Origin of the sequence: Labrys okinawensis (genome assembly GCF_002982075.1) — a bacterium.
Taxonomy (GTDB): domain Bacteria; phylum Pseudomonadota; class Alphaproteobacteria; order Rhizobiales; family Labraceae; genus Labrys; species Labrys okinawensis_A.
In genome coordinates, this window is sequence record NZ_PUEJ01000004.1 from 436,273 (window position 1) to 456,842 (window position 20,570).

Genomic DNA, 20,570 nt, shown 5'->3' on the forward strand with positions numbered 1-20,570 from the left:
TCCTGGATATCCCGCCGGTTACAGGTGCTGAACGCAAGCCTGTCGTTTCCTCCCAGCCATCAACCAGACGAAACCCGCAGAAAATCAACGAGCACGCGCAGCGCAGCCGGCATCTGGCGACGTCCGGGATAGTAGAGGAAGAATCCCGGATAGGGCAGACACCAAGCCTCCAATACCCGTAGAAGACGACCTGAATCCAAATGCTCCTGTATGTGCTGTTCAATGCAATAGGCAACTCCGACGCCATCCAGCGCCGCGGATATCATCAGGTCGGGATCGCCAAGAATGAGCGGCCCATCCACCGCCACATTGAACGCCCGCCCGTCCTGATCGAATTCCCAGCGATAAAGCCCCCCTTGAGTAGTCTGGCGATATCCGATGCACCGATGCCGATGCAGGTCCCGCGGGGTCTCCGGCGGCGGAAAACGATCAAAATAATCGGGCGAGGCTACGACCGCCGTGCGCAGATCGGAAGTAACACGCACCGCGATCATATCGCGCTCAAGGCTTTCCCCGAGCCTGATACCGGCGTCATATCCTTGGCGAATAATGTCGACAAAGCCGTTCTCAGCCTCGATCTCCAACACGACGTCAGGATAAAGATCGCTGAACGCACGGAATTTCGGAGCGAGCACCCGAACTGCAACAGCCCGCGGCACGCTGATACGAACCGTTCCTGCTGGATGGTCACGAAACGCATTGAGCGTCTCGATCGCCGTTTCGATACTGGCGAAGGCTGGTGCGACCTGTCGCAGCAGCGCGTGTCCGGCAGCAGTCAGAGATACCGTCCGGGTGGTTCGGTTGATCAGCCGCACGCCAAGCCTTTGTTCCAGCGAGCGTAGAGAGTGGGAGAGCGTCGACGGCGTCAAGTTCAGTCGCACGGCAGCCCGGCGGAAACCGCCTTCCTCCGCGATGGCCACAAAGGCCGTTAACTCGCCAATTTCCCCTGCTCGCATGATTGATGAATCATGCCCATCAACTCGTGCAAAACAAGATGGATAATTTCGAACAATGAGGTCGGGTAGGATTTCCATATCGCGTTCGTGATGTAGCCGCGAACTGGGCATCCTTCTTCCATGAGACCTCAAAATGCCGGAAATTACTCAAGAGCCCTCTCCTGAAACCCGCCGTCTTCAAGGACGCGTAGCCATTGTTACCGGCGCCGGAAGCGGTATCGGCCGAGCCGCCGCGCTGGCCTTTGCTCGCGAGGGCGCCAATGTCGTGGTGGCGGGCCGCCGCGTGAGGGAAATCGAGGAAACTGCCGGCGCACTGGAGGCGGAAGGCGTAAAAGCTCTGGCTATACCCACCGATGTTTCACGAAGCGGCGATATCGAGGCATTGATCGCAAATACGGTTCGACATTTTGGACGCCTCGACTGCGCCTTCAACAATGCCGGGATAGAAGGCGTCTTCGCGCCGATCACCGACCTGTCGGAAGAGGATTTCGACCAGGTGATCGCCACCAATCTGAAGGGCGTCTGGCTGGCGGTAAAGCACCAGGTCGCCGCCATGTTGCAGCACGGCACGGGCGGCGCGATCGTCAACACCTCGTCTTGGCTGGCCAAAGGCGCGCTCGCCGGCTCCTCGGTCTACTCGGCCAGCAAGGGCGCACTCGACGCGATGATCCGGGCAGTTGCCCTCGAGGTGGCGGAGCGGAACATTCGAATCAACAATGTGAATCCGGGGATCATCGATACTCCGATGCTGCGCCGTTTCGTGAATGATGAAACCGCCAAGCCCTGGATCGATTTCACGCCCGCCAAGCGTCTTGGCCGGCCGGCTGACATTGGCGATGTAGCGATGTGGCTTTGCACCGACGAGGCGCGCTTCGTGACAGGGCAATCGCTGTTGGTCGACGGCGGCTACACGATTGCCGGTATGCGCTGACGCCGCTTCGATCAGGCTCCGTTTTGCAGACGCAGCCATGATCCGGGTTGCCAGCCTCACGCTGCAAGCTGTTTCGCCTGAACTGTGATGCCCGGTGCCCGCGTGATCTGGCTCCGCGCCGCTTCCAATCCTTCGTGTAGCTGACGGACGCCAAAAGGAAAACGCATGGAGTACATTCGACTTGGCCGCAGTGGCCTCAAAGTCTCCCGCTTATGTCTCGGCTGCATGACCTATGGCGATCCAACGTGGAGACCGTGGGTTTTGCGGGAAGACGAAGCGCGCCCTTTCATACGGGATGCGCTGGAAGCCGGAATCAATCTCTTCGACACTGCCAATATCTACTCGGCCGGGGAAAGCGAGCGTATTCTCGGCCGAGCCATCAAGGATTTCGGCCGCCGTGACGATGCGGTGATCGCAACGAAAGCCTATTTTCCCACGGGAGGTGGCGCAAATGATCGCGGCCTGTCTCGCAAACATATTCTGGCCAGCATCGACGCCTCTCTCCAGCGTTTGAACACGGATTTCATCGATATCTTCGTCATTCACCGCTTCGATCCGCATACCCCGATCGAAGAAACGGCGGAAGCGCTGGATACGGCGGTGCGCGTCGGCAAGATCCGCTATCTCGGCGCGTCGTCGATGCATGCCTGGCAATTCATGAAGTTCCTGGCGTTTCAGCGGTACAACCGGCTGGCCTCCTTCATAACCATGCAGAGCCAATACAATCTGATGACCCGCGAGGATAAGCAGGAGCTGATCCCGCTCTGCCAGGAGGAGGGAATTGGCTTGACGCCATGGTCGCCGCTTGGTCGCGGCCTTCTGGCGGGATCACGTCGGGCAGAGACATTACGGGCCGGAACCGACGAGCAAGTCACGCAATGGTACGACGGACGCAAGGAGGTCAGCGAGACCATCGCCGCGGTGGAGAAGGTAGCAGACACCCGCGGCCTTCCGCCTGCGCGGATCGCTCTGGCATGGGTTCTTTCCAGACAAGGCATAACCGCGCCGATCCTAGGCCTGTCAAAGCCTCATCACCTTTCCGATGCGCTGGGCGCTCTTCAACTTGTCCTTTCCGATGACGAAGTCGGTTTGCTTGAAGCGCCCCTCAACGCCCGAAAGATACCGGCGCGATGGTAGGCATCCGATAGCCGAAATCGGCCGGGCAGGCTTCTGTCATACACGCGTCGAGTTACAGCTATTCTCGGTTCCGGACCGGCTCAAGGGCGTCCCCCACCACGGGCACCCATCATATATGTCGGGGATGGCAACTGTTCCATCGAGAGAATTGGAAGGCAAACCATGGAGCACCTGACCCTCGAAGCGAGCGGAACCCACTTCCATGTCGTGCGCACCGGCAAAGGGCCGGCGCTCCTATTGCTGCATGGATGGCCGGAATTCTGGTTGGCCTGGGAGCCTGTGATGCACAGACTCGCCGACCGCTACACACTTGTCGCACCCGACCTGCGTGGTTTCGGCGATAGCGGCAAACCCAGCGGTCCATTCGGTCCCGACGGACACGCCGGTGACATGCTGGCCTTGATCGACCTGCTCGGCATAGATCGGATTGGCGTCATTGGGCACGATGTCGGCGGCGCTGTCATGCAGTCGCTTGCCCGCCTTGCGCCGGCGCGGCTCGCAGGCCTCTTTTTCTTCGACTTCGTCTACCCCGGCATCGGGCCGCGCATGGCCGCCCCCGATCGGCTAAATGAAATTTGGTATCAATCTTTCAACCAGATGGAAATGGCGCCGGAACTCATCGGAGCAACGCGCGAGAGCTGTCGAGCCTATATCGGCCATTTCCTGCGCCACTGGGCGAATCGCAAAGACGCGCATGACGACGTGCTGGATGTCTACGTCGACAATTTCCTAAAGCCCGGCAACCTCAAAGGCGGCTTCGCCCACTATAGTGCTTCCCATGCCGGCCGCATTGCCATGATGAAGGGTGAGGCGCCGCCGCTTCCCCCTATATCGATACCGACATGCGTGCGCTGGGCAGAGCATGACCCATTATTTCCCTATGCCTGGACTGATCGACTGAAGGATACTTTTCTCGATCTCGATCTCGCTCCGTTTCCCGGCGTGGGCCATTTTCCGCATCGCGAGGACCCGGACCGCGCGGCACAGGAGATCGATGCGTTCTTCTCACGCTTACGAGGGCGCTAAGGCAGTTCGGCAGGCGGTCTTGCGCCTTCGTCAGTGAATCGCGGATTCGGCATCGGCTCCTGCCGGGACGAGAAGCCGATAAGCCCGATCGCTTTCGTATTCTTGAACTCCCGCTGTTAGGCCCACCATTTGACGCGGTAGAAGATATGCTTGCCGATCTTGTCCTTCTCCCGCATGTCGCGCACCCAGCGCGGGCGGACATAATTGGCGTGATAATGCGTGGCGTTGCCGACTTCGGGGATCCAGTCCTTGGCGTTCATCACCCGCTCGGCGATGACCAGAGCCTGTTCCCAGGGTTCCTTCTCGGTGACCTTGTCGGCGACGAGATCGCAGGCGAAGGAGAACTGGCAGCCGCCATAGCGCTTGTTGCTGGCGCCCTGATAGACCACGTCGCAGACATTCTTGGGATAGAAGGGTGAACGCAGGCGGTTGATGATGACCTGGGCGACGGCCACCTGCCCTTCCCGGCTCTCGCCGCGGGCCTCGAAATAGATCGCCGTTGCCAGGCACGTCTGTGCCTTGGTGAATGCCGCCGGCGGCAGGTCGAGCGGGCGGGCCTTGCCGTCGTCCAGCCCGGGCAGGCCGGCGATGCGCGATTTCTTCTGCGCATCGGTCAACCCCTCGTCGCTGCCGATTTCAGGCAGGGTCTGGGCGTCGTCCGGCGTCATCACCGGCTGTACGTTCGCCAGCGCCACCACCGGCTGGAGAGCGCCCGGCTCGGCCATGGCGAGCTCGACCGGCAGCGCCTCGTCGGCACGGGTGGTGCTGCTGGTCAGGCTGGCAAGGTCGGGGCGGCTCGCCGCCGGCGACATGCCGCCGGTCGGGGCCAGCGAATGATCGAGAGGGACGGCGCCGTCATGTCCGCCGAGTTCGGCGTCGGCGACCGAGAGCCTCTCGGCGAGCTTGGTGACGACGATGGCGCTGAGCCGGGACGGCTGGAATTGCTGCAGCCCCTCGGCGGTTTCGGGCGGCTGGAGCTTGCGCGACAGGCGCGCTATCGGCCTGGCGCCGACTTTGGGCATCAGCACATGCGGGTCGCCGGGCACCATATAGGCGACGTTCTCTCCGGCACCCCGGTCCGGCCGCCTGTCCCCCTTGGCGGTCCGGATGACCTCGGGCCAGCTCGTCATGCCCTTCTTGGTGGCATCCCGGATCGGCGCGCTGGGCGGGCCGACATCGTCGGGAAGCGGCATGAAATCGTTTTGGCTCGGCGTCAGGGTCAGGCTGGCTGGCATGGCGCGCAGCGTGAAGCCGTCGCCGAAGGCCGCCCGCGGCGCCGAACCGATATCGGCCAGGCTGAGCTGCGGCATCGCGAACAGACCGGCCCGCATCACCGAGACGCGCCGCGCACCCAGCACACCTACGCCGCCCTGCAAGGCACCATGCATGCTGGCGGCAACGGCGGGGCTCGCCTGCACGGCGGTCGAGCGCCGATACATCATCGTGCTGGTGGCGCCAGCGCAGAGCAAAAGGGCGATGATGACGGGCCGGCGCAGCAGCATGGACGAGGCTCACAGGTTCAACCAACACGGCCTATGCAGGTTCTCCATGATCGCGCCCGTGGCGTGATCATGGAGAACCTGCAAGATTTCAAACCTCTGCCGACAATCTCGATACTGACCGTTCGTGGGCAGTATCGAGATTGTCGGCCTGGCCGATGAGCTCATTGATGATGCATTAACCTTGATGGGGAGTTAACAGAGGCCGCCAGCCTGTTCCAACCGTGGAAGCTTTGCTCTATCCTTTCGCCATGATGTCCGCGTCCATGCCTCCCGAACAGATCGTCGCGCTGCTGCAGTGGTATGCCGATATGGGCGTGGACGTGGCGATCGCAGACGAGCCGCTCGACCGTTTTGCCGAGAGCGCACAGGCCCCCCTCGCCTCCCCTCCCATGCGTTCCGTGCCGGAAGCCGATGCGGCGCGCAGGGCTCCCGCTGCCGCCGCACAGCCCCGCATGGCCTCCCCGGCGCCGACCATGCTGACCACCTCGCCGGACGCGGTGGAACTGGCGGCCCGCGAACAGGCGCGCAGTGCCCGCACGCTGGACGAATTGCGGGACCTGCTCGAGCGCTTCGACGGCTGTGCCCTCAAGGCCACGGCCAATCGCCTGGTCTTTGCCGACGGCGCGCCCGATGCCAAGGTGATGTTCGTGGGCGAAGCCCCCGGGCGCGACGAGGACATTCAAGGCAGGCCTTTCGTCGGCCGCTCGGGACAATTGCTCGACCGCATGCTCACGGCCATCGGGCTCGACCGCACCAAGGCCTATATCGCCAATGTGGTGCCCTGGCGTCCGCCCGGCAATCGCGATCCGACCCCGCAGGAGACCACAATCTGCCGTCCCTTCATCGAACGCCAGATCGAGCTGGTGGCCCCAAAGGTCCTGGTCTGCCTCGGCGCCCGCAGCGCGCAGGCCTTGCTCGGCGTCACCGACGGTATCCTGAAACTGCGCGGGCGTTGGCTGGACTATGATCTTGCCGGCCAGCGCATCCGGGCGATCGCCACGCTGCACCCGGCCTATCTCCTGCGCCAGCCGGTGCAGAAACGCCTGGCCTGGCGCGATTTCCGCGCCATCCGCACGGCAATCGAGCAAGACATGTCCTGAATCCGCGCGCCGATGCAGCCTCTCACCTTCGAAGATGAAGCGAGCGCCGTCGGACCGCATTTCGGGAAAACTGTATTTCCCTACGTAAGCACCGGCTAGAACCCCTGTAACGGACTTTGCGAAGACATATTTATTGGGTATGGCTTGCACAGTACAAATCACCATGCCGGCCGGACATCGGTGAAAGGCTGGCATCCGGGGAGCAGGAGACAGGGCGATGAAACTCGACGATATGCGCGCCTCCGACAATGTCGACGATCGTCGCGGCGAAGGCGGCGGTTTCGGCGGCGGTGGCGGCGGTTTTCCGGGGGGACGGGGCGGCGGCATCGGCCTGGGCGGCCTGGTCATCGTGGCCGCGCTCTATTTCCTCGTCGGCCCCGAAGCCGCCTTCAACGCCCTGCAGGGCCTGAGCGGCGGCGAGCCGCAGGTCCAGGAACAACAGCAGCCGCGCCCCTCCAGCCAGACGGGCGGCGCCACCGACGCTTCGGGAACCTTCGTGCGCAAGATCCTGGGCTCGACCGAGGATACCTGGACCAAACTGTTCCAGGAGCAGGTTCGGGGCAAAAGCTACCAGCCGACCGAGCTGGTGCTGTTCAGCGGGGTGACGCGCTCGGCCTGCGGCACGGCCCAGTCGGCCATGGGACCCTTCTACTGTCCGAACGACAAGAAGGTCTATCTCGACACCGCCTTCTTCGACGAGATGCGCAACCGCTTCAATGCCTGTCCGGCCGGCCAGGGCGCCTGCGCCTTCGCACAGGCCTATGTGATCGCGCATGAGGTCGGTCATCATGTGCAGGACGAGCTCGGCCTTCTGCGCGAGGGCGGCGCGGGCGCCGGCGGCGCCTCGGTGCGTCAGGAACTGCAGGCCGATTGCCTGGCCGGCGTCTGGGCCAATCGCACGCAGCAGGATTTCAAGTTCATCGAGCAGGGTGACATCGAGGGCGCGCTGCAGACGGCGCAGGCCATCGGCGACGACATGCTGCAGAAGAAGATGCAGGGCTATGTCGTGCCCGACAGCTTCACCCATGGCACGGCAGCCCAACGCCAGCGCTGGTTCGTCACCGGCCTGAAGAGCGGCCAGATCCGTTCCTGCGACACCTCCGGCAATATCTGAGGGGGATATTCCGCTCCCTTATCGTTAAGGTCGCCCTGCGTAAACCCAATCGGTTTCACGCCGGATGCAGACGGGGGGCAGAAGACGAAGACGCGTCTCCTTCAGGCCGGCAGGCCCCCGAGTTCGGCCAGCCTGACCGGACGGCCCGACTTCATGCTGGCAACGGCCGCCGCCCCGCACAGCATCGACATCGCGCCGGCCAGCGCGCCGGCACGCTGGCCGAGCGGATCGGTCATGCCGGGGCGCAGCAGCATGTCGCGCAGGCGGTCGTCGCCGCCGAAATGCCCGCCCCCGGCATGCGGCACGCGAATGCGCTCGACACCACCGAAATTGCGCATCAGCAGGATCTCGTCATGGTCAGGCGTCTCGAAGGCCTGACGCTCATATTGGCGAACCTCGATGCGTCCCTTGGTGCCGTTGAACGCCAGATGGTAGCCCTCGATCGGCATGAAGGTGTTGAGGGAATAGGAAACGATCACCTCGTTCTCGAAGCGCAGCATCGCGGTCATGGTGTCGGCGATGTCGATGTCCTCGCGATAGACGCAGGCGTCGCGGACATAGCCGTCCTCGGCTGACGGGTCCTCATAGAGCATGGTCAGCCAGGGATCCTTGCTCATGTCGAAATAGAAATCGCAATCCCGGGCATGGCTGCAGGTCTGGCAGCGCTCGCCGCGGAACGGCCCGTTGCGACCGTAATTGCGCTGGGTACCGAAGGCCGAGACCTCGCGCGGCACCGATTCCAGATACCAGTTGAGCAGATCGAAATGATGGGTGGCCTTGTGCACGAACAGGCTGCCCGAATGGGCCTCCTTGGCGTGCCAGCGGCGGAAATAGTCGGCGCCATGCTGGGTATCGAGATACCAATGGAAGTCGACAGAGGTCACGGTGCCCACCGCTTCCTCGCGCAGCAGCTGCTTGATGCGGGCGGCCGTGGGCGCAAAGCGATAGTTGAAGGTCACGTCGACGGGCCGGCCGGTGCGCGCCTCGGCTTCGAGGATGCGGCGGCATTTTTCCGGCGTGGTGGTCATCGGCTTTTCGGTGATCACCCTGCAGCCCGCCTCCAGCGCCTTGACGATGATCTCGTCGTGGGTGTCGTCGCGGCTGCAAACGATGACGATCTCAGGCTTTACGCTCGCCAGCATCTCGTCGACATCGGTGTAGACGGGCGCATTGGTACCGATCGCGGTGCGCGCGGCCGTGGCCCGCATCTCGTTGACGTCGCAGATCGCCACGAATTCGGTCCGGTCCCGCCAGCCTTGCAGCAGTTCCTTGCCCCACATGCCCGCACCGCGATGGCCGGTGCCGACCAGGGCCACCCGATGCCGTTCTGGCCCCTCCTCATGTCTCGTCGCTTGCATCGTCATAGCGTTTCCTCATGCGGTTCTTGCTGTCGATGGCGCCCGGGAACGGGATCTTCCTCCAGGGTGCTCAGACGAAATAATCGGGATATTGCACCCGCAGCCGGTCGATGTCGGGAACCACGGCGCTCAGATGCGCCTTCATGGCCTTGCTGGCCACCGCGACATCGCGGCGGGCGATGGCATCGCGGATGAAGCTGTGCTCGGCGATGACCTGATGCATGCGGCCCGCCACCGGCAGGGTCAGTCGCCGTGCCCGATCCATCTGGACCTTGATCTGGCGCAGCAGGCGCGGAATGCTGGGATAGCCGGCAATCTGGGCGATGGCCTGGTGGAAGCCTTCGTCGGCCTCGTGGAAGGCATCCTTGTCGCCGAGATCGGCAAGCAAGCGCTGGCGCGCCAGGATGGCGTCGATCGTGGCGATGTCGGCCTCCGTGGCGATCTCGATCAGGCGCCGCACCGCGGTATCCTCCAGGGACTGACGGATCACCACCGCCTCGGGAATGGCAGCCACAGGCACACGCGAGACGAAGGTTCCCGATTGCGGGAAGATGTCGACCAGGCCGTCCTCGGCCAGGCGGATCAGGGCCTCGCGCACCGGCGTCTTGCTTACGCCGAAACGCTGGGTCAGCGCCTTTTCCTGCAAAGGCGTGCCGGGCACCAGGCGCATGCCGAGGATCGCCTCACGCAAATCATCATAGATCAGGGTCGCGGTGGTGACGCGCGGCCGCCTCGGGCGAACGCCGGACTGCGCCGCCTTGCCTCGCGCCGTCAGGATCTCCAGCGAATGGCTCGTGTCCTGGCTCTCCATGGCCCCGGCCTGATGCGACCTCTCGCGGCATCGCGATGATCAGATTTTGACACACTAGTATCTTAGTGTTAAAGCCAGCGTCAAGAGGAGACGCCAACCAGAACAGGGCCGAGCCCGCATGGCACTTCATCCAGACAGGCTGTTGCCGATCGAACCGGACGCCAGGACCATCGCCCGGCGTCTCTACGGGCAGGTGGCCGGCCTGCCGATCCTCTCCCCGCACGGCCATACCGATCCACGCTGGTACGCCGAGGATGCGCCCTTCCCCGACCCCGCTACGCTGTTCGTCAAGCCGGACCACTACATCACCCGCATGCTCTATTCGCAGGGCGTGCGGCTGGAGGCGCTTGGCATTTCCAGCCGGGACGGGACGGCTGTCGAAACCGACGGCCGCAAGATCTGGCGTTTGTTCGCGCAGCATTGGTATCTGTTCCGGGGCACGCCGAGCCGTTTGTGGTTCGAGCATTCACTGGAAAGCGGCTTCGGTATCACCGAGCGTCTTGCACCGGACAATGCCGACCGTCTCTATGACGAGATCGCCGCCGCGCTCGAGCGCCCCGAATTCCGCCCCCGCGCGCTTTATGACCGCTTCAACATCGAGGCGATCTCCACCACGGACAGCGCCACCGACGCCTTGGACGCCCATCAAGCCATCCGTGCGTCGGGGTGGAAGGGCCGCGTCCTGCCGGCCTATCGTCCCGATGCGGTCGTCGATGCCGACAGGGCCGATTTTCGTACGGAGGTCCGCCGCCTCCTCGATCTCACCGGGCAGCCAGCCACCTGGGACGGCTATCTGACGGCCCATCGCGAACGCCGCGCCTTTTTCAAGTCGCTGGGGGCGACCTCGACGGATCATGGCCACCCCACTGCCCGCACGGCCGATCTCGACCGCGCGGAGGCGCAGGCCCTGTTCACCCGCCTGCTGGCCGGCCCCGCCGCGCCGGAGGATGCCGAGCTGTTTCGAGCCCAAATGCTGACCGAGATGGCGCGGATGAGCCTGGAGGACGGGCTCACCATGCAGATCCACCCGGGCTCCTACCGCAACCACAACCCGGCGCTGTTCACCCGTTTCGGGCCGGATGTCGGCGCCGATATTCCGAGGCAAACCAGCTATGTCGAGGCACTGAAGCCCCTACTCGACGCCGTCGGCAACGAACCGGATCTCACCATCGTGCTGTTCACCTTAGACGAGACGGCCTTCAGCCGCGAACTAGCGCCCCTCGCCGGGCATTATCCGGTGCTCAGGCTGGGGCCGCCCTGGTGGTTCCTCGACAGTCCGGAAGGCATGCGACGCTTCCGCGAACTCGCGACGGAGACGGCCGGTTTCTACAACACGGTCGGCTTCAACGACGATACCAGGGCCTATCTCTCGATCCCGGCGCGGCACGATATGGCCCGCCGCGTCGACTGCGCCTGCCTTGCCCGCCTGGTGGCCGACCACCGCCTCGACGAGGAGGAGGCGGCCGAGACCGCCGTCGACCTCGCCTACAATCTCGCCAAGCGCGCCTACAAGCTCTGACCTCGCCTGTCGTGGCGACACGCAATATCACGTTACGTCATATCGATATCGAAACGCACGAGTACAAAGACAAGAACGCAGAAAAAACCGGCCTTCGAGCAACCATGCGGACCGGAAAAGGGGGAAGCCATGAGTGCCCATCTCGTCAGTCGTCGTGCCATGCTGGGAGCCGGTTGCGGGTTTGCCGCTTCCGTCATGCTGGGAAGCCCGGCCCGGGCGCAGGACAAGCAGCTCAGGGTGTTCTGGTGGGGCTCGCAGGAACGGGCCGACCGCACCAACAAGGCGGTGGACGCCTTCCGGGCTGCCAATGCCGGTATCGACACCAAGACCGAATTCACCGGCTGGAGCGACTACTGGCCGCGTCTGGCCACCCGTGTCGCGGGGCGCAATGCGCCCGACCTGGTGCAGATGGACTACCGCTACATGTTCGAATATGCCCGCCGCGGCGCCATCGTGCCGCTCGACCAATATCTGGGTAACCTTCTCGACATCGCCGATTTCGGCAAGACCAATCTGGGATCCTGCAGCGTCGACGGCAAGCTCTACGGCATCAATCTCGGGGTCAATTCCTCCGCCATGGCCTATGACGCGGCCGCCTGGCAGGAGACCGGGGTGGAGCCACCGAAATTCGGGACGAGCTGGGAGGAATTCGCGAGCAAATGCGAGGCCTTCGGCAAAGCCAACAAGCGCAAGAAATTCTATGCGTCCGTCGACGCCAGCGGCCTGGAGCCCGCGTTCGAGCTCTGGCTGCGGCAGCGCGGCAAGGCCCTTTACGACGACAAGGGTGCGCTCGCCTTCGATGCCAAGGACGCCGCCGACTGGTTCAAGCTTTGGGGCGTCATGCGCGATTCCGGCGGTTGTGTCACCGCCGACATCCAGGCCCTCGACAAGCTGACGCTGGAGACCTCGCCGCTGGCACTCGGCTATGCCGCTGCCAGCTTCCTGCATTCCAACCAGTTCATCGGCGCACAGCAGCTCAGCAAGGCCAAGCTGTCGATCACGGCCTATCCCGTTATGACCGGCGGCAAACCCGGCCACTATCTCAAACCCTCGCAGATGTGGTCGGTCTCATCCGACGCCAAGGCGCCGGAGCTTGCCGTCAAGCTTGCCAACTTCACCGTGCATGATCCGGCCGGCGTCAAGATCCTCGGCGTGGAACGCGGCGTGCCCGCCTCGCCCGCCATGCGCGATCTCGCGGCCGCCTCGCTCGACGACGTCAGCAAGCAGATGGTCGATTATGTCGGCAAGCTCGATCCCTATGTCGGGCCGCTGCCGCCGTCTCCGCCCAAGGGAGCCGGCGAGATCTCCTTCGTACTGCAGCGCATCAGCCAGGAGGTTGCCTTCGGGTCGACGCCGGAACAAGGGGGCGAACAGTTCGTGACGGAAGCCGAGTCGATCCTGAAACGGGGATGACCGTCATGGCCTCGACGACTCTGGCCCAACCCCGCGAAATCACCGAAAGCCGCCTGCGTCAGGCTTTGCGCCGGAATCTCGCCGGCTATCTGTTCCTGGCGCCCTGGCTGATCGGCTTTCTCGGCCTGACCCTGGGGCCGGCCCTGGCCTCGCTCTATCTGTCCTTTACCGATTACGATCTCCTGCAGAGCCCGCAATTCGTCGGCACCGCCAATTATGTGCGCATCGCCACGGCCGATCCGAAATTCGCCGCGGCGATGAAGGTGACCTTCACCTATGTGCTGCTGTCGGTACCGCTCAAGCTGATCTTCGCCCTCGCCTTGGCCATGGCTTTCAATCGCGGCATAAGGGGCCTTCCGCTCTATCGCGCCATCTTCTATCTGCCCTCGCTGCTCGGGGCTTCCGTGGCGATCGCCGTGCTCTGGCGCCAGCTCTTCGCGGCCGACGGCCTCGTCAATTCGCTGCTTGCGCTGGTTGGCATCGACGGGCCGAGCTGGATCTCCAATCCGCGCTATTCGCTCTACACGCTGGTGGCGCTCTCGGTATGGCAGTTCGGCTCGCCCATGATCATCTTTCTGGCGGGGCTGCGCCAGATTCCGCAGGACATGTACGAGGCCGCGAGCCTCGACGGCGCCTCCAAGGCCCGGCAGTTCTGCAAGATCACCCTGCCGCTGCTCACTCCGGTGGTGTTCTTCAATTTCGTCATCCAGACCATCGAGGCCTTCAAGGCCTTCACGCCCGCCTTCATCATCTCCGAAGGCAATGGGGGTCCGATCAACTCGACCCTGTTCTATACGCTCTATCTCTACCAGGAGGCCTTCGGCTTCTTCCGCATGGGCTATGCCTCGGCGCTGGCCTGGATCCTGGTGCTGATCATCGCTTTCTTCACCGCCTTCTCCTTCCTCACCGCGCGCTATTGGGTGCATTATGACGACTGATGCCGCCGCCGTGCACGCGCCGGAGCGCTCGGTCCTGCGTTCCGCCCTGACCCATGCCGGCCTGATCGCCGCTTCCTTCGCGATGCTCTATCCGCTGCTCTGGATGCTGGCGGGCTCGGTCCGGCCGGCCGACGACATCTTCGGCGGCCAGACCTCGCTGATCCCCTCCCAGGTCTCGATCCGCGCCTATGAAACCGGCTGGTTCGGCCTGCAGGTGAGCTTCGGCACCTTCTTCCTCAACTCGCTCGCCATTTCGGTACTGGCGACGATCGGCAACGTCATGGCGGCCTCGCTGACGGCCTACGCCTTCGCGCGGCTGCAGTTCTTCGGCAGGAACTTCTGGTTCGCGCTGATGCTGGGCACGCTGATGCTACCCTATCACGTCACCCTCATTCCCCAATATGTGCTGTTCCTCAACATCGGCTGGGTCAACACCTGGTTGCCGCTGGTCGTACCCAAATTCCTCGCGGTGGACGCCTTCTTCATCTTCCTGATGGTGCAGTTCTTCCGCAGCCTGCCGCGTGAGCTCGACGAGGCGGCGATGATGGACGGCTGCAGCGCCTGGCGCATCTATTGGAAGATCGTGCTGCCGCTTTCCGTCCCCGTGCTCGCCACCGCCGCGATCTTCTCCTTCATCTGGACCTGGGAGGACTTCTTCGGCCCGCTGATCTATCTGGGCGACATCCACACCTACACCGTCCAGCTCGGCTTGAGATCCCTGGTCGATGCCGGCGGCACCTCCGATTGGGGTGCCCTGTTCGCCATGTCGGTGCTCTCGCTGATCCCGATCTTCCTGGTCTTCCTGTTCTTCCAGCGCCTTCTGATCGAAGGCATCGCCACCACAGGCATGAAACGCTGACATCCGAAGCAAATGCGTTCAGGCCCAAACGTTCGTTGACTTAACACACTGGGAACAGAAGCATTTTTCGATTCCGGTGATTTAATCTGACAGTAAAACGCCGAGCGGACAATCGATATGAGACCTTTGAAATTTGCCGTCATCGGCATCAATCACGACCATATCCACGGCCAGATCGGCGCGCTCAGGCGTGCCGGCGCGGTCTGCACCGGTTTTCACGCCGCCGAGGACGATCTCGCAGGCGCCTTTGCCGATACCTATCCGGAAATCCTGCGCGTCACCGAAGCGGACAGGCTCTATGAGGATCCCGCGATCGACGTCATCGTCAGCGCCGCCATTCCGGGCGATCGCGCCAACATCGCCGTCAAAGCCATGCGCCACGGCAAGGATGTGCTGCTGGACAAGCCGGGCATGACCAGCCTCGACCAGCTCGAGAGCGTGCGCCTGGTGCAAGCCGAGACCGGGCGCATCCTCTCGATCCTCTATTCGGAGCATTTCGAGGTGCCCGCCACCGTGAAGGCGGGCAAACTCGTCGCGGCCGGCGCGATCGGCGACATCGTCACCATGGCCGGGCTCGGCCCGCATCGCCTTCGCAAGCCGCAGCGGCCGGGCTGGTTCTTCGAACGCGAGCGCTATGGCGGCATCCTCGTCGATATCGGCGCCCACCAGTTCGAGCAGTTCCTGTTCTTCACCGGCGCCGAGGATGCCGACATCCTTTCCGCCTCCGTCGGCAATCGCGCCAATGCCGACAGTCCGGGCCTGCAGGATGTCGGCGATGTCCATCTGCGCACGCCCGAAGGCGTCACCGGCTATATCCGCGTCGACTGGTTCACGCCGGACGGGCTTCCGGTTTGGGGCGATGGGCGGCTCTTCATCACCGGAACGCAAGGCACGATCGAGCTGCGGAAATATATCGATGTCGCCGGTCGTCCAGGTGGAGACCATCTCTTCCTGACCGACCGCAATGGCATGCAGCATATCGATTGTTCTTCGGTCGAACTTCCCTTCGGCAGGCAGTTCATCGCCGATGTCTTCGAGCGGACCGAGACGGCCATGCCGCAGGCCCGGTGCTTCAAGGCGATGGAACTCGCTCTCAAGGCCCAGCAACGCGCCGAGGAGATAGCGTGATGGACGAGATCAAATCCGTCGCCGTGGTCGGGCTGAACATCGGCCGCTCCCATATCGCCGAAGCCTATGCGCCGCGCCCGGAACGCTGGCGTCTCGCCGCCGTGTGCGACCGCAATCAGGAGCGCCTCGATGCGGTCGCCGACGAATTCTCGGCCGAGAGCCGCACCCTTCATTTCGACGATCTCCTCGCCCGCGACGATATCGACGTGATCGACATCGCCACCCCGCCCGCGACCCATTTCGAGCTGGTCAGCCGGGCCCTGGCGGCGGGCAAGCATGTCGTCTGCGAAAAACCGCTGGTTGGCTCGCTGCACGAGGCAGACCTCCTGGCCAATGCGCAGGCCCAGAGCGGCCAGATGCTGATGCCGATCTTCCAGTACCGTTTCGGCGAAGGAGTGCAGAAGGCCAGGCGCATCATCGAGGCGGGACTGGCCGGCAAGCCCTATCTCGGCACCGTCGAAACCCATTGGAAGCGCACGCCCGACTATTATGCCGTCTATTGGCGCGGCAAATGGGAGACCGAGCTAGGCGGCGTGCTGATGACCCATGCCATCCACCAGCACGACATGATGACCTATCTGATGGGCCCGTTACGACGGCTGTTTGCGCGGGCGACGACGCGGGTCAACGCCATCGAGGTGGAGGATTGCGTCACCGCCTCCTGGGAAATGGCCAACGGCGCACTGGTGGCCGCCAGCGCCACCCTTGGTTCGCAGAACGAGATCAGCCGCCTGCGCCTCTGCTTCGAGAACGTCACCTTCGAGAGCGGCGGCGAGGCCTATTCGCCGGGCGACGAGCCCTGGACGATCCTGCCGGCCAACCAGGCCGTGGCCGCCGATATCAGGGACCTCGTCGCCGACCTGCCGCCGGTCGGCCGCCGCTTCCTTGGGCAGATGGATGCCTTTCACGAAGCCCTGCACGGCCGTGGGCCAGTGCCGGTCACAATCGATGACGCCCGCCGGGCGCTGGAACTGGCGACCGCCTTCTACCATTCGGCACAGACCGGCAGCGACGTCAGCCTGCCGATCAGCCCGGATCATCCGAAATATCGGGGCTGGCGGCCGGATCGGGCGTGAGGAAGCACATGATGAACAAGGCGTTATCCCCGGCCGAGCGCAGCGAGGGGAAAGGGATGACGGGTCCTTCCATTCAACCAGGCGCATATGGCTCCTAAGGAGGACGACATGGCGGCGAGCATCAGGCTCGACAAGGTGGTGAAGCGCTACGGCTCCCTCGACGTCATTCACGGCGTGGATCTCGCCATTGAGCCGGGCGAGTTCACCGTGTTCGTCGGCCCGTCGGGCTGCGGCAAGTCGACTTTGCTGCGCATGATCGCCGGGCTCGAGCCGATTTCAGCCGGCGACCTCACCATCGACGGCGAGCGCATGAACAATGTCCCCGCTTCGCGCCGGGGCATCGCCATGGTGTTCCAGTCCTACGCCCTCTACCCTCACATGACGGTATACAAGAACCTGGCCTTCGGCTTGGAAACCGCCGGCTACAAACGTGCCGAGATCGAAAAGCGGGTGCGCCACGCCGCCAGAATCCTCAAGATCGAGGATTATCTGCAGCGCCGGCCCAAGGCCCTGTCCGGCGGCCAGCGCCAACGCGTCGCCATCGGCCGGGCGATCGTGCGCGAACCGCGCATCTTCCTGTTTGACGAACCGCTCTCCAATCTCGACGCGGAACTGCGCGTCCAGATGCGTGTCGAGATCGCCAAGCTCCACCAGGACCTCGGCAACACCATGATCTATGTGACCCACGACCAGGTCGAGGCGATGACCATGGCCGACAAGATCGTGGTGCTGCGCGACGGCGTGGTGATGCAGGTCGGCGCGCCGCTCGATCTCTACAATGCCCCGGCCAACCAGTTCGTGGCGGGTTTCATCGGCTCGCCCAAGATGAACTTCCTCTCGGGTCGCCTGGCCGGAACCGGCGACGCCATCGAGGTCGCCGGGCAATCCCTTCGCCTCGGCGCACCGCTGCCGGGCGGCGCTAATGCGACGGCGCCAGTCACGTTCGGTGTCCGCCCGGAGCATATCCTGGTCGGCGGCGAGACCGGCGAGGCGCTTGGCGAGGTCAAGGTCCATCTGGTGGAGCATCTCGGCGGAGAAACCGTGCTCTACGCAACCACCACAGGTGGAGAGAACCTGACCATTTCGGCGCCAGGCCAGTTGCGGGTCCGTCATGGCGAAACCGTTCCGCTGCGCGCCGACCCTTCCCTCTGCCATGTCTTCGACAGCGAGGGCGCTTCGCTGCGGCGATAAGTTCCCCGGGATCACCGGCTTCCAGCCGGCTCGCGGAACCGGCGCGCGTACCGAAAGGAAGAGCCGGCTGGAAGCCGGCGATTCCCAGGAGCGTCTGCCTCACCCTGCAGTCCCTACTCCACCCGTAAAGGCGCGGGCGCGCAATGCGTGGCTTCCCAAGCGCCCGCCTTCCAGCAGTGCCTTGCGCGGTGCCAGCATGGCCTGCCTCCGTCTGCGGCCGCGGGACAGTTTGAGCACGATCTCGCGGAGCCTTGCCCGCCAACCATAATCGTCGACAGCGCCGCGGAACAGCATCGCGACCGGCCGTCCGCCCGCTCTTTGCAATCGCTGCATCATGACGCCGGCCTCGCGGAACCAGTCGCTTTCCAGGCGGACGCCTGGCGCCACCACCAGCACCCAGTCGCTGCGGGCAGCCTCCAGACCGGCTCTGGCATCGCCCTCGACAATGACACAGCCGACCGCATCGGCGACCAGCCGCGTGCCCTCCGACGGTCCGGCTTCCGCTACCACCACCACCTCGCGCACGAAACCATCCGCCGCCGCCGGAACAAGGGCAGCCAGCGTTTCCGCCAGCGCCATTTCCTGGCCGTTCGCGGCAATGACGACACTGATCATGGCAAGTCTGGTCCGGCTGGAACGTCACCTTTTTCAAGCGTCCGCATATCACGCACCACCGCCCGCCGTGAGGGGTGCAAATGGGCGATCCTGCTCAAATGATTGGCATTTTCGTCATGCTTGCTCAAATGTTCTCTTTTTGTTCTAATGAGAACAGAGAAATGTGATTCGCGGAGGCGGCCATGGGCGTGCCGATAAGCAAGGTCTCTCTTACCGATGCGGTGCCGGTGGGCACGACCGTGGTCGACATCGAGCGGCGGCGGGGACGCGGTGCCGGCTCCAATGCCAGCGGGCGCTTCGAGGGGCTCTCACGCTTCATCGAGGATGACGGCTGGAACTCGATCGAGGAACTGCCGACCCTGCGCACCGAAATCCAGGAGGAGCAGGCCCGCAAGATCATCACCTTCAACGACTCGCCGGACATCTCCTTCGACCGCTCGATCAACCCCTATCGTGGTTGCGAGCATGGCTGCGTCTATTGCTTCGCCCGGCCGACCCACGCGCATATGGGCCTTTCACCGGGGCTCGACTTCGAGACCAAGCTGTTCGCCAAGCCGAATGCCGCTTCCCTGCTCGAAAAGGAATTGTCGGCGAAAAATTACCAGCCGCGAACCATCGCAATGGGCACCAACACTGACCCCTACCAGCCCATCGAGCGCCAGCGCGGCATCACCCGGTCCATTCTGGAGGTCCTGGACAGAACCAGCCATCCGGTCGGTATCGTCACCAAATCGGGCCTGATCACGCGCGACATCGATATTCTCGCACGCCTTGCCCGGCGCGGCCTCGTCAAGGTCGCCTTGTCGGTGACCACCCTCGATGCCAAGCTGTCGCGCTCGCTCGAACCGCGCGCGGCAACGCCGTCCCTGCGCCTGAAGGCCATGCGGCAACTGGCCGATGCAGGCATTCCCGTGACGGTGATGGTGGCGCCGATCATCCCGAAGATCAACGACGCCGAGATCGAGCGCATCCTCGAGGCGGCCCATGCGGCGGGCGCGCGCGAGGCGGGTTACGTCATGCTGCGCCTGCCCCTGGAGATTTCCGGGCTGATGCGCGATTGGCTCAACGAGCATCGCCCCGACGCCATGAACCATGTCTTCTCGCTGATGCGGTCGAGCCGCGACGGCAAGGACTATGATTCACGCTGGGGCCTGCGCATGTCGGGAACCGGGCCCTATGCCTGGATGATCGGCCGGCGCTTCGAACTGGCCGCCGCGCGGCTCGGGATCAACGCCAGGCGGCTGAAGCTGCGCACCGACCTCTTCACCCGCCCGGTGCGGGTGGGCGAACAATTGGCGCTGTTCTGATCGGGGCAAATATTCCGTTCGTCGCCAAGTTGACCCCTGCCATTCCGAGACCCGCCGGCAATCACCCCTTGCTGCCGCTGAACCAGGACGTACGCTGCGGCTTTGCCGGAGCGGAGGAAGGCTCGCTCACGGCCGGCCCGGGCAATTCGCTTACCGGTGTCAGGGTCGCCGAAGCCCAGAAGGAATTGCCGGCCAAAGCGTGCTCGGCAAGCTTGCGATAGGTGGCCAGGCGGCGGTCGATCCGCTCGCCAATGTCATAGGCGGCGAGTTCCTGGGGCGTCGGGTCACGCCCGACCTCCTTCTTGAACGCCACCAGCCAGTCGCGCTTGTTCTGCATGGAAAGGGAGAAGGCCAGGAGCCCGACGACATCTTCCTCGTCATGCACCAGGCGATCGAACACATTGTCGGAAGGCAGGCCGGCCTTGACCGGCGCCGGGGCCGGCGTCACGTCGCTCTGAGGTTGACGGTCCTGAGAAGGTGCAGCTGCATCGATATCGGTCACGTTCTTTTGCATTCCACCCTGCCCTGCAACAAACGCTATCTGCCTGAACGCCATCTGCCATTGTCGGCAACATGCCGTGAATATCGC

The 20,570-nt window shown here is 63.8% G+C and carries 19 protein-coding genes; 13 read left to right on the forward strand and 6 right to left on the reverse strand.

Annotated elements, in window-relative coordinates:
• Window positions 1-59 precede the first annotated feature (59 nt).
• A complete protein-coding gene (locus tag C5L14_RS12370; RefSeq protein ID WP_105862341.1) occupies window positions 60-956 on the reverse strand; it encodes a LysR family transcriptional regulator in 897 nt (298 codons plus the stop codon).
• 133 nt (window positions 957-1,089) lie between these two features.
• On the opposite strand from C5L14_RS12370, the gene C5L14_RS12375 reads away from it, so the two are divergent.
• The 3 genes from C5L14_RS12375 (at window position 1,090) to C5L14_RS12385 (ending at window position 4,050) form a co-directional block, all read left to right on the forward strand.
• Window positions 1,090-1,887 (forward strand): SDR family NAD(P)-dependent oxidoreductase, encoded by a 798-nt coding sequence (locus tag C5L14_RS12375; RefSeq protein ID WP_105862342.1) that lies wholly within the window; start codon window positions 1,090-1,092, stop codon window positions 1,885-1,887.
• Window positions 1,888-2,052: 165 nt separating this feature from the next.
• Window positions 2,053-3,024, forward strand: coding sequence for an aldo/keto reductase (locus C5L14_RS12380; RefSeq protein WP_105862343.1), 972 nt, complete (start codon window positions 2,053-2,055; stop codon window positions 3,022-3,024).
• 162 nt (window positions 3,025-3,186) lie between these two features.
• Window positions 3,187-4,050, forward strand: coding sequence for an alpha/beta fold hydrolase (locus tag C5L14_RS12385; protein ID WP_105862344.1), 864 nt, complete (start codon window positions 3,187-3,189; stop codon window positions 4,048-4,050).
• Window positions 4,051-4,166: 116 nt separating this feature from the next.
• Here C5L14_RS12385 and C5L14_RS12390 read toward each other — a convergent pair whose 3' ends face one another.
• Window positions 4,167-5,552, reverse strand: a complete 1,386-nt coding sequence (locus tag C5L14_RS12390; protein ID WP_105862345.1) for a cell wall hydrolase — start codon at window positions 5,550-5,552, stop codon at window positions 4,167-4,169.
• Window positions 5,553-5,815: 263 nt separating this feature from the next.
• Between C5L14_RS12390 and C5L14_RS12395 the strand changes: the two genes are divergently transcribed.
• Window positions 5,816-6,652 (forward strand): uracil-DNA glycosylase, encoded by an 837-nt coding sequence (locus C5L14_RS12395; RefSeq protein WP_105862592.1) that lies wholly within the window; start codon window positions 5,816-5,818, stop codon window positions 6,650-6,652.
• A gap of 217 nt (window positions 6,653-6,869) precedes the next feature.
• Window positions 6,870-7,766 (forward strand): KPN_02809 family neutral zinc metallopeptidase, encoded by an 897-nt coding sequence (gene ypfJ, locus C5L14_RS12400; RefSeq protein WP_105862346.1) that lies wholly within the window; start codon window positions 6,870-6,872, stop codon window positions 7,764-7,766.
• A 101-nt stretch (window positions 7,767-7,867) separates the two neighbouring features.
• On the opposite strand, the gene C5L14_RS12405 is transcribed toward ypfJ, so the two are convergent.
• Window positions 7,868-9,124 (reverse strand): Gfo/Idh/MocA family protein, encoded by a 1,257-nt coding sequence (locus C5L14_RS12405; RefSeq protein WP_105862593.1) that lies wholly within the window; start codon window positions 9,122-9,124, stop codon window positions 7,868-7,870.
• 70 nt (window positions 9,125-9,194) lie between these two features.
• Window positions 9,195-9,935, reverse strand: coding sequence for a GntR family transcriptional regulator (locus C5L14_RS12410; protein ID WP_105862347.1), 741 nt, complete (start codon window positions 9,933-9,935; stop codon window positions 9,195-9,197).
• Between the two features lie 118 nt (window positions 9,936-10,053).
• On the opposite strand from C5L14_RS12410, the gene uxaC reads away from it, so the two are divergent.
• The 7 genes from uxaC to C5L14_RS12445 all read left to right on the forward strand — a co-directional run bounded on the left by uxaC (window position 10,054) and on the right by C5L14_RS12445 (window position 18,059).
• Window positions 10,054-11,454: a glucuronate isomerase gene (uxaC, locus tag C5L14_RS12415; RefSeq protein WP_105862348.1), complete on the forward strand. Its 1,401-nt coding sequence runs from the start codon at window positions 10,054-10,056 to the stop codon at window positions 11,452-11,454.
• 129 nt (window positions 11,455-11,583) lie between these two features.
• Window positions 11,584-12,867 carry an ABC transporter substrate-binding protein gene (locus C5L14_RS12420; RefSeq protein WP_245443363.1) on the forward strand — a complete coding sequence of 428 codons (1,284 nt, stop codon included), beginning with the start codon at window positions 11,584-11,586 and terminating at the stop codon, window positions 12,865-12,867.
• A 5-nt stretch (window positions 12,868-12,872) separates the two neighbouring features.
• Window positions 12,873-13,805 (forward strand): carbohydrate ABC transporter permease, encoded by a 933-nt coding sequence (locus tag C5L14_RS12425; RefSeq protein WP_245443364.1) that lies wholly within the window; start codon window positions 12,873-12,875, stop codon window positions 13,803-13,805.
• Window positions 13,795-14,664, forward strand: a complete 870-nt coding sequence (locus C5L14_RS12430; protein WP_105862350.1) for a carbohydrate ABC transporter permease — start codon at window positions 13,795-13,797, stop codon at window positions 14,662-14,664. Before C5L14_RS12425 ends, C5L14_RS12430 begins: the two co-directional genes overlap by 11 nt.
• Before the next feature lie 117 nt (window positions 14,665-14,781).
• Complete coding sequence (locus C5L14_RS12435; protein ID WP_105862351.1) at window positions 14,782-15,792, forward strand: Gfo/Idh/MocA family protein; 1,011 nt, start codon at window positions 14,782-14,784, stop codon at window positions 15,790-15,792.
• Complete coding sequence (locus C5L14_RS12440; RefSeq protein ID WP_105862352.1) at window positions 15,792-16,868, forward strand: Gfo/Idh/MocA family protein; 1,077 nt, start codon at window positions 15,792-15,794, stop codon at window positions 16,866-16,868. Before C5L14_RS12435 ends, C5L14_RS12440 begins: the two co-directional genes overlap by 1 nt.
• Window positions 16,869-16,976: 108 nt before the next feature.
• Entirely contained in the window at window positions 16,977-18,059 is a 1,083-nt protein-coding gene (locus tag C5L14_RS12445) for an ABC transporter ATP-binding protein (RefSeq protein ID WP_105862353.1), read from the forward strand.
• A 99-nt stretch (window positions 18,060-18,158) separates the two neighbouring features.
• Here C5L14_RS12445 and C5L14_RS12450 read toward each other — a convergent pair whose 3' ends face one another.
• Window positions 18,159-18,674 (reverse strand): glycosyltransferase, encoded by a 516-nt coding sequence (locus C5L14_RS12450; RefSeq protein WP_105862354.1) that lies wholly within the window; start codon window positions 18,672-18,674, stop codon window positions 18,159-18,161.
• Between the two features lie 182 nt (window positions 18,675-18,856).
• Between C5L14_RS12450 and C5L14_RS12455 the strand changes: the two genes are divergently transcribed.
• Window positions 18,857-19,981, forward strand: a complete 1,125-nt coding sequence (locus C5L14_RS12455; RefSeq protein ID WP_105862355.1) for a PA0069 family radical SAM protein — start codon at window positions 18,857-18,859, stop codon at window positions 19,979-19,981.
• Window positions 19,982-20,042: 61 nt separating this feature from the next.
• On the opposite strand, the gene C5L14_RS12460 is transcribed toward C5L14_RS12455, so the two are convergent.
• Window positions 20,043-20,483 (reverse strand): hypothetical protein, encoded by a 441-nt coding sequence (locus tag C5L14_RS12460; protein ID WP_146126900.1) that lies wholly within the window; start codon window positions 20,481-20,483, stop codon window positions 20,043-20,045.
• Between the last annotated feature and the right edge of the window lie 87 nt (window positions 20,484-20,570).

Bases quoted from the DNA above. Each gene is read 5' to 3' on its own strand.
- C5L14_RS12450 (WP_105862354.1), bottom strand. From the start codon at position 18,674: ATGATCAGTGTCGTCATTGCCGCGAACGGCCAGGAAATGGCGCTGGCG.
- C5L14_RS12425 (WP_245443364.1), top strand. From the start codon at position 12,873: ATGGCCTCGACGACTCTGGCCCAACCCCGCGAAATCACCGAAAGCCGC.
- C5L14_RS12455 (WP_105862355.1), top strand. From the start codon at position 18,857: ATGGGCGTGCCGATAAGCAAGGTCTCTCTTACCGATGCGGTGCCGGTG.
- C5L14_RS12440 (WP_105862352.1), top strand. From the start codon at position 15,792: ATGGACGAGATCAAATCCGTCGCCGTGGTCGGGCTGAACATCGGCCGC.
- uxaC (WP_105862348.1), top strand. From the start codon at position 10,054: ATGGCACTTCATCCAGACAGGCTGTTGCCGATCGAACCGGACGCCAGG.
- C5L14_RS12405 (WP_105862593.1), bottom strand. From the start codon at position 9,124: ATGCAAGCGACGAGACATGAGGAGGGGCCAGAACGGCATCGGGTGGCC.
- C5L14_RS12370 (WP_105862341.1), bottom strand. From the start codon at position 956: ATGCGAGCAGGGGAAATTGGCGAGTTAACGGCCTTTGTGGCCATCGCG.
- C5L14_RS12395 (WP_105862592.1), top strand. From the start codon at position 5,816: ATGCCTCCCGAACAGATCGTCGCGCTGCTGCAGTGGTATGCCGATATG.
- C5L14_RS12390 (WP_105862345.1), bottom strand. From the start codon at position 5,552: ATGCTGCTGCGCCGGCCCGTCATCATCGCCCTTTTGCTCTGCGCTGGC.
- C5L14_RS12430 (WP_105862350.1), top strand. From the start codon at position 13,795: ATGACGACTGATGCCGCCGCCGTGCACGCGCCGGAGCGCTCGGTCCTG.
- C5L14_RS12410 (WP_105862347.1), bottom strand. From the start codon at position 9,935: ATGGAGAGCCAGGACACGAGCCATTCGCTGGAGATCCTGACGGCGCGA.
- C5L14_RS12420 (WP_245443363.1), top strand. From the start codon at position 11,584: ATGAGTGCCCATCTCGTCAGTCGTCGTGCCATGCTGGGAGCCGGTTGC.
- C5L14_RS12380 (WP_105862343.1), top strand. From the start codon at position 2,053: ATGGAGTACATTCGACTTGGCCGCAGTGGCCTCAAAGTCTCCCGCTTA.
- C5L14_RS12385 (WP_105862344.1), top strand. From the start codon at position 3,187: ATGGAGCACCTGACCCTCGAAGCGAGCGGAACCCACTTCCATGTCGTG.
- C5L14_RS12435 (WP_105862351.1), top strand. From the start codon at position 14,782: ATGAGACCTTTGAAATTTGCCGTCATCGGCATCAATCACGACCATATC.
- C5L14_RS12375 (WP_105862342.1), top strand. From the start codon at position 1,090: ATGCCGGAAATTACTCAAGAGCCCTCTCCTGAAACCCGCCGTCTTCAA.
- ypfJ (WP_105862346.1), top strand. From the start codon at position 6,870: ATGAAACTCGACGATATGCGCGCCTCCGACAATGTCGACGATCGTCGC.
- C5L14_RS12445 (WP_105862353.1), top strand. From the start codon at position 16,977: ATGGCGGCGAGCATCAGGCTCGACAAGGTGGTGAAGCGCTACGGCTCC.